This is a genomic window from Bradyrhizobium sp. AUGA SZCCT0222 (assembly GCF_018130205.1).
Classification (GTDB): Bacteria; Pseudomonadota; Alphaproteobacteria; order Rhizobiales; family Xanthobacteraceae; genus Bradyrhizobium.
On sequence record NZ_JAFCLX010000021.1, the window covers coordinates 45,849 to 59,112 of the forward strand.

The following is a 13,264-nucleotide window of genomic DNA, read 5'->3' on the forward strand; positions in this document are numbered from 1 at the left end:
CGGGATCGGGCAGGCTCCGCAATTCGCTTATTGCGGCGTCCCCTGATAGGCCGCCTGCGTCTTCGGCAGCACGGGCAGGGTACGCGAGGCGGGAGCAGATTGCGCCGGCGCCGCGCTTGCCACCGGCTTCGGCGGCTGCGGGTTGAAGATCGATGTCACCACGCGCTCGCGCAGCAATTCGCTCTGTTCGGGAAACCACATGCCCGAGGGACCTGCGCTGTTGGCGCGTTCGGCGAAGGCGGCGCTGAGGCCGAACTTCTCGAGGCGCGCCTGCTCGCGGGCAATCGAAATACGCTGTTCGTTCGCGGTCATGCCGCGGAAGTAAGGCTGGTGGAAGCCTAGCCGTGCGTTCGCGTGCAGATAACGCTGCTTGCCGCCGAGGAACATGATGGTGCAGGCGGAAGCGCATTGATGGGTAACGTAGGTCGACAGGCCTCGCGCCTTGATCAGATCGGAGATCTTCTGCGCCTCCGCGACGCGCCCACCGTTCGAGTTCAGCCGCACGGTGCGCACATTGTCCAACGCCTTCAGAATGGTCTCGAACTCTTTCGCCGTGCCGAACGAGATACCTCCGGAGAAATCCAGCATGGCGCCATTGTTCAGCACCTTGAACTGGTGTGACGCGAGGCGCGCATCGCCGGCCGCGATCTCGTAGATGCCGAGGCCCTGCGGAATCGCGACGTAGTAGACACTGTAAACGAGGTGGAGAGCGCCAAGCGCCATGGTCGCCTTGGCGGCGGTGCCCCAGAAGCGCTTTCCTGCGCGTCGGTAGGCGGTCCCCGCGCGCCAGACGCCGATCGCGCCCCAGATCGTGAACAGGATGATCGCGGTCCAGGTCAGGCCATGCGAGATCAGCCAGCGCACCGGCTGTTCGCCGACGCGTGGGTTGATCGCAGCGCCCAGAACGCTGGACGCAAGCCCGAAGCTGGTGCCCAGCACCACATAATTGATCCAGTAGGAGCGCGGCAGCGAGAGTTCGCCGCGCCAGTGCCGCGCGATGACGTTCTGCGCCGGGCGCTTGGGCAGTGGCGGCGGCAACCGGGCCGGCATGACGAAGCTGAGCGGCGGCGGTGCGCTGGCAACGGCCAGTTCGGCGCCGTGGTTCGCGGCGGAGTTTTCGTCGGGCTCGCCCGTCAGTGTCGCGTGCGGCGCGTTGCTCATCTGAGCGATCCCTGTCGTTGTCGGAGGCGGAGCATTCCCACCAGCCGTGCAAACAGGGATAAGAGAGGTCGCGGGGAGGGGCTGTGACTGATGTCACAATGCCAATGGGGACAGGTCTTCAGCCGCGCGCCGCGATGATCGCCAGCGCGTCGGCGCCGCCGACCGGTCCATCGGACGGCAACTTCAGAAAGTCCGCAGGCTCGCCGGCAATCGCCCTGTCGAGCATCGCGCGGTAGCGGCGCCTGGAAATTTCGACCGCGCCAAAGCTCTTTAAATGCTCCGTGACGTATTGGGTGTCGAGCAGCTCAAACCCTCCCGCGATCAGCCGCGCCACCAGATGCACCAGCGCCACCTTCGAGGCGTCTCTGGCGGTGTGGAACATGCTCTCGCCGAAGAAGGCGCGGCCGAGGCTGACGCCATATAGGCCGCCGACCAGATCGTCGTTCTGCCAGACCTCGACGCTGTGGCAGTGCCCGATCTGGTGCAGTCCGACATAGAGATCGCGGATCCGCTTGTTGATCCAGGTGTCGTCGCGCCCGGCCTGCGGCGCCGCGCAGCCGGCAATGACCGCCTTGAAGGCGGTGTCGACGGTGACGGTGAAGGCGTCAGAACGCACCGTGCGCGCAAGCCGCGAGGCGATGCGAAAGCCGTCGAGCGGGATCACCCCGCGCATTTCCGGCTCGACCCAGAACAGGGTGGGGTCATCGGCGCTTTCGGCCATCGGGAAGATCCCGCAGGCATAGGCGCGCAGCAGCACCTCGGGCGTGATTTCGGAAACGGCGGACTCGCGCGATGTCATGGCCGGAGAATAGCAGGGAGCCGGTGGCCTGTGCTATGCCTTGAAAAAAGCGGCGGCGCGGCCTGGATACCGGAAAAAAACGAAGTTCGGCCGCCGGGACGACTGGAGGAAAGAAAATGAACCGACGCCGCTTCCTGCAAGGCTCGATTTCAACCGCTGCAGCCGCCGTATTGCCCACCGCCTCACGCGCGCAGCAATACCCAACGAAAATCATCCGTTTTCTTGTCGGATTCCCTCCGGGCGGCTCAGCCGATTTGACGATGCGCCAATTTGCACATCGCCTCGATGCAGTATTGGGCGCCAAGCATCTGATCGAGAACGTTCCTGGCGCATCTTCGACACTCGCGGCCGTGCAGGCCCTGCGCGCCGAACCGGATGGACATACGCTTTTTCTCGGCGCGAACGTCTCCCAGGTGATCGCGCCGACGATGCTGAAATTATCTTATGATCCACTGACGGCGCTTGCGCCGATTTCCCAGGTTACAACGAATTCGAGTCTGGTGGCCGTATCAGCCGGGTATGGCGTGAAGAACTGGGCGGAATTCCTGGCGAAAGCAAAAGGCGAGCGTGATGGCGTGTTCTACGGTACGTCCAACGTCGGCTTCCAGATACCGGCCGTCCAGATCTCCAAAATCGCCGGGATCAAGCTTGTCAATATTCCCTTCAAGGGCGGCGCTGAAACCGTTACCGCCGTTCTGGGTGGCAACATTCCGATGATCATCGGAACGCCGCCTACGATCCTGCCGCATGTCAACTCAGGTGCACTTGTGGCGCTGTGCGCAACGAGCGCGGAGCGCTCCTCTGTCATGCCGGATATTCCGGCAGCCAACGAACTTGGCCTCAAGGGATTGGATTCGGTTGGATGGTTTGGCCTCTTCGCACCCGCGAAAACCCCTGTGGCCGTCGTGACAAAGCTGCACGCGGCGATCCAAACGGTGATAGGGGACAAATCGCTGCAACAGGCACTCGCCAAGGAAGGTTTGGAGCTCCGGGGGTCCGCCAGTCCGGAGGGCTTTGCGAGCTTCCAGAAGAAGGAATTCGAAGAGAACGCAGCGATTATACGCGAGGCCGGACTTGCGCCGACCTAAGCTGTGCGCGCTTCTAGCAGGTCGCGGTTCAGAATTCCGCAGGGCATATTACCCAGCCGCGGCTTCATTCGGCCGCGGCGCCGGCTTGTTGACGCGGGCAAAGCGCAGCACGATCTTTGTGCCGGCATGGTCGGGATCGCGCGCGACGTCGGCTTCGAGCTTTGATGCCATGGCCGAGACGATGCGCTGTCCCATGCCGGTAGAACGTGGATCGGCCTTGACGTTGAGTCCGACGCCGTCGTCGGTGATCGACAGCAGGAGTTCGTCGCCGAGAGGCTTGAGCTCGACGTGGATCGGGCCGGCGCCGTCGGGGTAGGCGTATTTGACGGCGTTCATGATCAGCTCATTGACGATGATGCCGATCGCCACCGCACGATCGGGGTCGATCTCGATCGGCTCGGCCTTCAGCGTCAGCCGTGACATCCGATTGCCCTCGGCCGAGCGCCGCAGGTCTTCCAGCAGCGCCTCGAGATACTGGTTCAAGAGCACGCTCTTCAGATCGTGCGAGGTGTAGAGCCGGCGATGGACCTGGGCGACCGCGGCGACGCGCCCCATCGCATTGGTGAGCGCCGCCTTGACGTCGTCCTGAACAGCGGAATTGGCCTGCAGGTGCAGCAGCGAGGCGATGATCTGCAGCGAGTTGCCGACGCGGTGATTGACTTCGCGCAGCAGCACCTCGCGCTCGGCGGCCAGCGCCGCGTAGCGGTCGCGCGAGGCGTGGACTTCGGCCTCGGCCTCATCGCGGGCTCTTTGAATCTCCGCCTGCCGCAGCGCGCCGTTAACGGCGACCTGGAGCAGTGGAATGAACTCGCCCTGCACGTCCTTGACGAGATAGTCCGCCGCGCCCGCCTTCAGTGCGGTGACGGCAATCGCCGAATCCTGCGAGGCCGTGACGAACACCACCGGCGGCGCACCGGGGATTGCCAGAATCCGCTCCAGCGTTTCGAGGCCGTCGAGACCGGGCATGTACTGGTCGAGCGCGATGGCGTCGATGCCGCCCTGCGCCAGGCGGTCGAGGCCCTGCTGGCCATCGGCGGCATGCACCACCTTGAAGCCGAGCCGCGTCAGGCCGCGATCGACCAGCCGCGCCAATGCGGCGTCATCATCGATATACAGCAGTGTCGGCGTGGCTGTTGTCATGTGGCGGCTGGCGGTACCTGGATGACGGAGAAGAACAGGCCGAGCTGGCGAATGGCGTTGGCGAAGCTTTCGTAATTCACCGGCTTGGTGATGTACACGTTGCAACCGAGGTCGTAGCAACGCTTTATCTCATGGGAATCGTCGGTCGTGGTCAGCACCACGACCGGGGTCGCCTTGAGATATTTGTTGTCCTTGACCTGCTTCAGGATATCGATGCCCGACGCGTCGGGCAGGTTGAGATCGAGCAGGATCAATAGCGCGTTGCCCTTGTGAGCGAGGCCCGTTCCATCGTTGCCGAACAGGTACTTCAGAGCGGCTGTACCGCTGGTGAACGGGATGATCTCGTTGTTGACGCCGGAACGGCGGATGTTCCGCTCGATCAGGCGGGCATGGCCCTCATCGTCCTCGATCATGATGATGGTGACTGGATTACTCATGACTGTGTGTTCCGGTTACGAATGGTCCAATTGATCGGCAGTGTAATCGTGAATGTGCTGCCGTTGTGAAGTTCCGAGGCGACCGACAGGGTTCCGCCGAGCCGCCGCACCAGCGCGCGGACGTGCGCAAGACCAATGCCTTGCCCGGGTTTGTCCTGGGTTCCGGCGCGGCGGAACAGCTCGAAAATGCGCTGATGATCTTTGGGGTCAATACCGCGCCCATTGTCGGTGATCTCGAAAATGGCAAAGCCGAGTTTGGTGCGGCCGCGCACCTGGATATCGCCGGGAACGCCGGTCTTGAGGTATTTCAGTGCATTTTCGATCAGATTGGAGAAAATCTGCTCCAGCGCCAGACGGTCGCTGACGATGTTCGGCAGCGGTTCGATCCGGATCTGCGCCTCGGCTTCAGCGGCCTGGTGCGCCACCGTCGCGACAATGCCCTCGATCAGTTCGCGGGTTTCGATCCGCACCGGTTCGAATTCGCGCCGGCCTTCGCGGGTGAGGTTGAGGATGGCCGAGATCAGCCGATCCATCTTGGCGATCGAGGATTTGATGAAGCCCAGCGCCTCGGTGAAGTCTTCCGACAATTGCTTGTCGGGTCCTTCGAGGACGGGCTCGGCGCTATCGGTGGCGTTATCAGCTGTCGCCGGCGCGGCCGATTGCGCGCGCGCCAGGGTCGCGATCCGCTTGAAGATGTCGCCGCGCAGTTCCTCGAGTTCGCTGGTAAAGCCCATGATGTTCACCAGCGGCGAGCGCAGATCGTGGCTGACGATATAGGCGAAGCGCTGGATCTCGTCATTGGCCTCGCGCAGATCGGCGGTGCGCTCGTCGACCGTGGTCTCGAGGTTGATGTAGTTGTCGCGCAATTGGGTTTCGGCATCGTCGCGGGCGCGCGAGGAGCGGCGCACCAGGAAGATCGAGATGCCGGCGAGCGCGATCACAAGGCCGGAACCCGCCACCGTCACTGCCGACGCCAGTTGCTGGGTGCGGTCCGCGGTCGCGGTGCGCAGGGCGAACAGCCGGTCCTCCTCGGCGCGCATCGCGTTGCTGAGCGCGCCGATCTTTTGGACGGAGTCGCTGGCGCCGGCCTCACGCAGCATCGCGATGCCGCCGGCGAGATCGTTGCGTTTGACGAATGCGATGGCCCTGGCAAATTCGGCAAGCCGGGCTTCGACCGGCGGCCGCAGCTGCCGGATGTTTTCGGCCTGGACCGGATTGTCCGAAGTCAGCCGGGTCAGCTTGTCGATATCGGGGAGGATGGTCGCGGTGGCGGACTCATGCTCGGTCAGGAAGCGCGGCTCTGAGGTCAGGAGATAGCCGCGCGCCGAGCTTTCGGCGCGGCGGATCTGCAATAGCAAGGTCGAAAGCTGGTTCTCGACCTCGACCGTGTGCACGACCTTGCCGCTGTCCTTCCGGGCCTCATGAACAAGAATGACCGATAAGGCGCTGATCGCCACCAGCACCGAAAATCCCGCCGCGAGCAGCAGGATTTGGCCAATCGCACGTCGGCGCGTGGCATCAGCCTTCACAATGATCTCGCGTCATGAACAAACGGAATACAGGCTGCCCTGGCAAATAAGACCCCAACACCCGCTCAACGCCCGAGGGAACCGATCGGTTCCATGCGCCGCCCGGCATTTCAGGCGGCGATTTTCAGGAGGTCTTGGTGTTCAGGTCTTGGTCTTCAGGTCTTGGTCTTCGCCGCCTGGCCGGCGAGATACTGCTCGAGCCAATGGATATGGTAGTCGCCGTCGATGATGCCGGGCTCGCGGACCAGGGCGCGGAACAGCGGCAGGGTGGTCTCGATACCTTCGACCACCATCTCGTCCAGCGCGCGGCGCAGCCGCATCAGGCATTCGCCGCGGGTCTTGCCGTGAACGATCAGCTTGCCGACCAGCGAGTCGTAATAGGGCGGGATGACGTAACCCTGATAGACGGCGGAATCGATCCGGACGCCGAGGCCGCCGGGTGCATGGAATTGCGTGATCTTTCCCGGTGAGGGACGAAAGGTCTCCGGGTTTTCCGCATTGATGCGGCATTCGATGGCGTGGCCGATGATGGCGACTTCGTCCTGCGTCACCGGCAGGTCGCCGCCGGCGGCGATGCGGATCTGTTCCAGCACGAGATCGATATCGGTGATGCTTTCGGTAACGGGATGCTCGACCTGGATGCGGGTGTTCATTTCGATGAAATAGAACTCGCCGTCCTCGTACAGAAACTCGATGGTGCCGACACCGAGATATTTCATGTCCTGCATCGCCTTGGCGCAGGTGGCGCCGATCTTGGCGCGCGCGGCGGCAGAGAGAACCGGTGAGGGGCCTTCTTCCCAGACCTTCTGGTGGCGGCGCTGCAGCGAACAGTCGCGTTCGCCGAGATGGATGGCGCCGCCGCGGCCGTCGCCCAGCACCTGGATTTCGATGTGGCGCGGCTTGGTCAGGTATTTCTCGAGATAGACCGAAGCGTCGCCGAACGCGGATTTGGCCTCGTTGGAGGCGGTCGAGAGCGCCATCAACAGCTCATCAGCGGTGTGCGCGACTTTCATGCCGCGTCCGCCGCCGCCGGCAGCGGCCTTCACCAGCACCGGAAAGCCGATCGCCTTGCCGATCGCCATCGCGTCGTCTTCGGGGCCGACCGCGCCATCGGAGCCGGGCACCACGGGAATGCCGAGCTTCTTGGCGGTCTTCTTGGCTTCGATCTTGTCGCCCATCAGGCGGATGTGCTCGGCCTTCGGGCCGATGAAATGCAGATTGTGCTCGGCGAGAATCTCGGCGAAGCGGGCGTTCTCGGACAGGAAGCCGTAGCCGGGATGCACGGCATCGGCGCCGGTGATCTCGCAGGCCGCGAGCAGCGAGGGGATGTTGAGATAGCTGTCCTTTGACGGCGGCGGCCCGATGCAGACGCTTTCGTCGGCAAGCCGCACATGCATCGCGTCGGCGTCGGCGGTGGAATGCACGGCGACCGTGGAGATGCCGAGTTCCTTGCACGCGCGCAGCACGCGCAGCGCGATCTCCCCGCGATTGGCTATCAGGATCTTGTCGAACATCGCAGCGCCTGACGTTGACGGATTCTATTCAATGATGACCAGCGGCTCGCCGAATTCGACCGGCTGGCCGTCCTCGACGAGAATCTGCGTCACGGTGCCCGCGCGCGGCGATGGAATCTGGTTCATCGTCTTCATGGCTTCGATGATCAGCAGGGTCTGTCCCACCGACACCTTGGTGCCGACCTCGATGAACGGCTTGGCGCCGGGTTCGGGCGCCGAATAGGCGGTGCCGACCATCGGCGAGGGGACGGCGCCGGGATGCTTGGCCAGATCGGCGATCGCCGCCGGGGTCACGTTCGCGGCCGGTGCGGCGTGCGCCGACGGGGCCTGCTGGTAATTGCCCGGCATCGAAGCTGTGACGGTGATGTTGCGCGCCACGCGCACCCGCAGGCCGGCGCGCTCGATCTCGATTTCGGTGAGGCTGGTTTCATCCAGCAGCAACGCCAGCTCGCGGATCAGCGCACTGTCGTCGCTCTTGAAATTTGCGGCTGATTTGGTGTCAGGCTTGCTCGCCATATGCGGGGTCCGGAATTCTCTGGGTGATGACGGCTGAAGCGCCAGGCTTTTGATGCGGGCTCTTGATGTCAGGCTTTTGCCTTGACGCCGATTTTGGCGGCAAGGCCGTTGATTGCGAGCCGGTAGCCGTCGATGCCGAACCCGCACAGCGATGCGAAGGCGGCTTTGGCCGTGAACGAATGGTGCCGGAAACTCTCGCGGGCGTGGATATTGCTGATGTGCACTTCAACGGTCGGGATCTTCACCCCGACCAGCGCGTCATGCAGCGCGATCGAGGTGTGGGAATAGCCGCCGGCATTGATGATGATGCCGACCATTTTCTTGGCGCGGGCCTCGTGGATGAAATCGATCAGCTCGCCTTCGCGGTTGGACTGCCGGCAATCGGCCACGAGGCCGAATTGAGTGGCCGTCTCCGCGCACAATTTCTCGACATCGGCGAGGGTGGCATGGCCATAGGTCTCGGGCTCGCGCGTCCCCAGCAAATTGAGGTTCGGGCCGTTGAGCACAAGGATTGTCGGGGCAGGGGCCTGGGCCATCCAGAATTCCAGCAAAAGGGGGCGGGTCGGTCGCGGGGGGTTATAGGTAACAACGCGGCCAAGGGGAAGCCTGATGGGGGTTTTGAACACCCTTCAAGCGCCTCATCCGGTTCGTAAAAAGGCCTGTGGAACCTACGGAAATCGCTCATTAACCAAGGTTAAAGGGTGCCTTCCATGACGCGAAAGGGGTGGGCAATTGTGCCCACCCCCAAAATGTCGCCTGCTTTGAAAGCGATTAGCCTTCAATGATGTAGACGATCTCATACGTTTGCGGGCGCACGATGACGTAGCGGCCGCCAACCAGGATCACCTGATAGCCACGCCACTCCGGATAGATCTCGACGATCCGGGGCGGAAGCGGATGGAACTGGACCGAACTCGGAACCCGCGTGCCAACTGAGATATTGAAGTTGACGTTGGTGGTTTCCTTGATGCTCGTCTCCGACTTGATGGCGGTCGTGATCTGGGAGCGCTTTTCAGCCGGAGGTGCTGCGGTCGCCGAAGTCGCGGCGTTGCCCGTGGTCTGCGCCTTGGTGTCGGCCGCGCCCTTGGTCTGGGCGGTGCCGGTCTTGCTGTCGGTCGCGCTCTTGCTGTCGGTTGCGCTCTTGTCCATGCCGCTCTTGCTATCGCGGCCCTCGGCCTTCATGTCCTTGCCGCCCTTGGTTTCGGTCTCGGAGCTCATGCTCTTCGACTTCTCACCCGCCGGCGACTTGGTGTCCTGCGCGCTCTTGCTGGACGGCATCTTCTCGTTGGACTCCGCGCCCTTTGCGCCCTTCATGTCGGAAGCGCCGCCGGGATCGCGCTGCATCGTGCCAGCTCCGCCCGGTGACGGTGCGGTCTGCTGGGTCGCGGGACCAGCCGACGGCGACTCTTTGCTCATGCCGGTACCCTGCGCATTTGCAAAGCCCGTTCCGGCGATCAGTGCCGCGACGGCGGCAGAAATCAGAAAACGATTAGACATAGAATTCTCCTCACGTGGATGCATTGCCCGCACCGACAACGAAAGGAGATGTGCGATGTTCCTGTCCAATCGCGGTTCCATCAGATTAGTTTGATGAATGCGGGGTGAATTTGAAACTCAACTTGGCAAGACGCGTTTTCTTGACCCGTACCGGCTGCCCACCCCGCATCAAGTGCGGGGCAGGCTTTCGCTAGAAAACGCTGTTAACCGCAGGCCCAGTCGAACTCCATCGTTTCGAGATCGAGCTGAGCGTTGCCGCCACCGAAATTGAAGCCGCCAAAGTGTTCTTCGATTTCGAGATAGGTCGCGCTGTATTTCGGCGTCCATTGGGAGGGAAACATCGTGCCGCCGAGATGATTGCGCCCCGACAGCCGCTCCAGTTCGAACCGCTCGGCGTCCTTGCTGTAGGGCGCGATGTAGTCGCCGAGTTCATCCTTGTGCAAAAGCTTGTCGCGCGGCGGACGGCCGACATTGGGATCGCCGTCGCGCACAGCGAGCGCAATGCCGTAGGCGTGGTGGCCGATCTCGGGCACGCGCCCGAACAGCCGGTACCAGTACTTGTTGACGATTTCGTCGACGTTGTCATAGCGGCCGATCTGAAGATCGAACACCGCGCGCGCCGAACCGCTCTCAAACCAGGGCGGCGGCGGATTCGCGTGCAGCAGCGCGTTGCCGGCGAGGCGAGGGGGCTGACACAGCGGTCCTGCGAACTCGGCTTCCGTCAGCCAGATCGCTGCGAAATTGTGGTCGATCTCGTCCTTCATCCGGAATTCCATCCGGTGCCGGTTCTGCTTGTAGAGCCAGAACGGCAACAGATCGGGATCGGCCGGACGGTCCGAAGCCTCTGACGCCAGATATTCGGCCACGGCTTCGACTTCGCGCGGCTCGTCATGCTGTTGATCGGCGAACATCGTGAGCGCGACATAGTCCGCGCCTTTGGTGCGATACTGCGCGGGCAGCTTCAGCGTGAAGCAGGGCTGCATCGGAAAGCCGTCATATGGGCTGAGCGGCCATTGGCTCTCGCTAATTCCGGGCGGCAGGCCGTAGCACCAGCCGTGATCGGTATCGGTCCCGCGGGCGGGCGCGGTCTTGAGGAGTTCGAGGTCGTAGGCGGTGTTTGGCGGCGCCAGGCTCATGCGGGGGGTCCTGTTGGTTCGAGCCCTCTTAGTGGCTGGCAGCGTCGCCGCGGTTCAGTCGCAGCAAGCGTGCGGGCAAAAAAAATCCGGCTGCGATGCAGCCGGATTTTGTCCGTCGAATGATACCCGGCGTCTGGCTTCAGCAGGTCGCCTTGCCGCAGCGGGCGATGCCGATCTTTTCCTTGAGGGTCTCGACGCCGACCGCGCCGATCACGACCTGCTTGCCGATCACATAGCTCGGGGTGCCATTCATGCCCATGGCTTCGGCGAGCTTCATGTTCTCCTCGAGCGTGGCGCGAATTTCGGGGCTTGCCAGATCCTTTTCGAGCCTGGCCATGTCGAGGCCGGCTTCCTTGGCGACCGCAAGCGCGCGGGCCTTGTCGGCGGCGCCGCGGCCGGTGAGCAGCTTCTGGTGGAAGTCGAGATATTTCTTTCCGGTCGGATCCTGCATCCGCACCGCGACCCCGACCTGGGCGGCTTCGACTGAACCTGTGCTCAGCACCGGGAATTCCTTGAGCACGACCTTCAGCTTGGGATCGCCCTTCATCAATTCCATCATGTCGAGCATCGCGCGCTTGCAGTAGCCGCAATTGTAATCGAAGAACTCGACGAAGGTGACGTCGCCGTCCTTGTTACCGAGCGTCACGTTGCGCGGCGAGTTGAAGATCGCATTGGCATTCTTGGCGATGCCGGCCTGATGCTTCTCGGCTTCGGCGGCGGACTGGCGCCTGGTCAGTTCGGCCATCGCCTCTTCCAGCACCTCGGGATGGGCGATCAGGTACTCCCGGACGATGGTCTCGATGTCTTTGCGCTGGACATCGGAGAAGCTCTGCGCGGAAGCCGGCAGCGACGCGCCGCACAGGGCGATCGCAAGCAGGGCGGAAGCAAGGTAGCGGAGCAAAGGCATCGGTAAATCCTTGGGTGGCGAGTTCCGGGCCGTTCTCATGAAGGCCGGCACTTGGAATACGCTGGGTGTTCAGGTTCGATTGTAGTGCAACTCAGTTTATTTCCGGTAGCGGCGCTAGTTGCTTCTTTGGCCGGGAAGCGGCTTGGCGCTCACAATATCGTCAGCTTTGACCCATCCCGGGGTCCCGATCGCGAACCGCGTCTTGGCCCGCGAGGCAAGGTCGCGCGCGGTCTTGTTGTCGCCGCGCAGGTAGGCGGCCTGGGCCGATGCCAAATCGGCCTGCGCGTAGTCGCCCTTGCGGCCATAGGCCATCGCGAGCTGCATGTAGCCGATCGGGGCTTCGGTCTCGCGCGCCAGTGCCGAGCGCAGGATCGCGATCGCCTCTTCGGTGTAGGCCTTGTTGTCGGACGCCACCAGCGCCTGCCCAAGTAACATCTCGATGAGCGGAGCGTTGTTGGAAAGCTGTGCGGCCTTGCGCAGCGGCGCGATGGCCTCGGCCGGCTTGCCGCCTTCCAGCAAAGCCTGGCCGCGGAGTTCGTAGAAATAGGCATTGGCCGGTTGCAGCTGGATCAGCCCGTCGATCTGGGCCAGCGCGCTGCGCAGGTCGCCATGCAGATAGGTGGTGATGGCGCGCGCATAACGCGCAGGCACGCCGGTGTTGGACAGCGGATAGCGCCGGAACACGGTGTCCTGCCGCTCCATGAAGCCGGAGATCTTGGCGCGCACCATGTCGTGGCGCATTTGCAGGGCCGGGTCGTCCTTCTTGTCCCAATAGGGGCTGGAACGCGCGAGCTCTTCCAGGGCGCGGACGCGCTCGGCCGGCATCGGGTGCGACTGCACGTAGGGGTCGGTGCCGCGCGCCGCGAACAGGCTCTCGTCGGAGAAGCGCTTGAAGGTCTCGTACATGCCGCGGGCCGACTGGCCGGTGGCATTGAGGAATTTCACCCCGGCCTTGTCGGCATTTTCCTCCTGCTGCCGCACATAGGAAAGCAGGGTGCGCTTGATCACCTCGGCGGGTGCCGACATCGCGGCGGCGCCGGCATTGGCCAGGCCGCTGCTGCCGCCACCGCGCGTGCCCGCCACCATGGCGCCGGCGCCGAGCAGCATGGCGATGATCATCTGGGTCTGCGCTTCCGCCAGCCGCTCGCGAAGTTTTGCGAGGTGACCGCCGGCCAGATGGCCGGTCTCGTGCGCGAGCACGCCGATGATCTGGTTCGGCGTCTCCGATTGCATCATCGCGCCATAGTTGACGAAGATGCGGCGGCCGTCGGCGACGAAAGCGTTGAAGACGCCTTCGTTGATGATCACCATCTGGATGTTCTGCTTCTCCATGCCGGCGGCGCGCAGGATCGGCCTTGTGTAGTCGCGCAGCAATTGCTCCGACTCGGTATCGCGCAGCACCGGGGGGCCCTTGTTCTGGGCCGCCGCGAGCGTCGGCGTCATGACAAGCGCGGCCGCCGTGGCGAGGGCGGTCAGTTTCAGCGTCGTTTTGCGGTGCGCGAGGCGGAACAGCATGAAGCGATCTATTGGGCGTTGGCGG

Annotated in this window: 13 protein-coding genes; 1 reads left to right on the top strand and 12 read right to left on the bottom strand. The window is 63.3% G+C overall.

The genetic code is table 11. The features are described from left to right. Positions 1 to 27: 27 nt before the first annotated feature. Both JQ629_RS19595 and aat read right to left on the bottom strand, forming a co-directional pair. The gene (locus JQ629_RS19595) at positions 28 to 1,161 is read right to left on the bottom strand and encodes a COG3904 family protein (protein ID WP_212414051.1); all 1,134 of its coding nucleotides are present in this window, start codon (positions 1,159 to 1,161) and stop codon (positions 28 to 30) included. Positions 1,162 to 1,279: 118 nt separating this feature from the next. Further along, positions 1,280 to 1,960 carry a leucyl/phenylalanyl-tRNA--protein transferase gene (aat, locus tag JQ629_RS19600; protein ID WP_212414052.1) on the bottom strand — a complete coding sequence of 227 codons (681 nt, stop codon included), beginning with the start codon at positions 1,958 to 1,960 and terminating at the stop codon, positions 1,280 to 1,282. 116 nt (positions 1,961 to 2,076) lie between these two features. Here aat and JQ629_RS19605 point away from each other — a divergent pair, with 116 nt between their 5' ends. Further along, a complete protein-coding gene (locus tag JQ629_RS19605; protein ID WP_212414053.1) occupies positions 2,077 to 3,048 on the top strand; it encodes a Bug family tripartite tricarboxylate transporter substrate binding protein in 972 nt (323 codons plus the stop codon). A 48-nt stretch (positions 3,049 to 3,096) separates the two neighbouring features. On the opposite strand, the gene JQ629_RS19610 is transcribed toward JQ629_RS19605, so the two are convergent. The 10 genes from JQ629_RS19610 to JQ629_RS19655 all read right to left on the bottom strand — a co-directional run bounded on the left by JQ629_RS19610 (position 3,097) and on the right by JQ629_RS19655 (position 13,239). Beyond that, positions 3,097 to 4,188 carry a sensor histidine kinase gene (locus tag JQ629_RS19610; RefSeq protein WP_212414054.1) on the bottom strand — a complete coding sequence of 364 codons (1,092 nt, stop codon included), beginning with the start codon at positions 4,186 to 4,188 and terminating at the stop codon, positions 3,097 to 3,099. Next, complete coding sequence (locus JQ629_RS19615) at positions 4,185 to 4,625, bottom strand: response regulator (RefSeq protein ID WP_212031371.1); 441 nt, start codon at positions 4,623 to 4,625, stop codon at positions 4,185 to 4,187. The genes JQ629_RS19610 and JQ629_RS19615 overlap by 4 nt, the downstream gene beginning before the upstream one ends. Beyond that, the gene (locus JQ629_RS19620; protein ID WP_212414055.1) at positions 4,622 to 6,154 is read right to left on the bottom strand and encodes a sensor histidine kinase; all 1,533 of its coding nucleotides are present in this window, start codon (positions 6,152 to 6,154) and stop codon (positions 4,622 to 4,624) included. Before JQ629_RS19620 ends, JQ629_RS19615 begins: the two co-directional genes overlap by 4 nt. 155 nt (positions 6,155 to 6,309) lie before the next feature. Next, positions 6,310 to 7,668, bottom strand: coding sequence for an acetyl-CoA carboxylase biotin carboxylase subunit (gene accC / locus JQ629_RS19625; RefSeq protein ID WP_212414056.1), 1,359 nt, complete (start codon positions 7,666 to 7,668; stop codon positions 6,310 to 6,312). Between the two features lie 24 nt (positions 7,669 to 7,692). Beyond that, positions 7,693 to 8,184, bottom strand: a complete 492-nt coding sequence (gene accB, locus JQ629_RS19630) for an acetyl-CoA carboxylase biotin carboxyl carrier protein (RefSeq protein ID WP_212414057.1) — start codon at positions 8,182 to 8,184, stop codon at positions 7,693 to 7,695. A gap of 68 nt (positions 8,185 to 8,252) precedes the next feature. Further along, positions 8,253 to 8,720, bottom strand: coding sequence for a type II 3-dehydroquinate dehydratase (gene aroQ, locus JQ629_RS19635; protein ID WP_192739825.1), 468 nt, complete (start codon positions 8,718 to 8,720; stop codon positions 8,253 to 8,255). A 235-nt stretch (positions 8,721 to 8,955) separates the two neighbouring features. Beyond that, the gene (locus JQ629_RS19640; RefSeq protein WP_212414058.1) at positions 8,956 to 9,681 is read right to left on the bottom strand and encodes a DUF1236 domain-containing protein; all 726 of its coding nucleotides are present in this window, start codon (positions 9,679 to 9,681) and stop codon (positions 8,956 to 8,958) included. A 203-nt stretch (positions 9,682 to 9,884) separates the two neighbouring features. After that, entirely contained in the window at positions 9,885 to 10,817 is a 933-nt protein-coding gene (locus JQ629_RS19645; protein WP_212414059.1) for a hypothetical protein, read from the bottom strand. Positions 10,818 to 10,956: 139 nt separating this feature from the next. Continuing rightward, positions 10,957 to 11,724 carry a DsbA family protein gene (locus tag JQ629_RS19650; protein ID WP_212414060.1) on the bottom strand — a complete coding sequence of 256 codons (768 nt, stop codon included), beginning with the start codon at positions 11,722 to 11,724 and terminating at the stop codon, positions 10,957 to 10,959. A gap of 114 nt (positions 11,725 to 11,838) precedes the next feature. Next, positions 11,839 to 13,239 (bottom strand): M48 family metalloprotease, encoded by a 1,401-nt coding sequence (locus JQ629_RS19655; RefSeq protein ID WP_212414061.1) that lies wholly within the window; start codon positions 13,237 to 13,239, stop codon positions 11,839 to 11,841. Positions 13,240 to 13,264 lie beyond the last annotated feature (25 nt).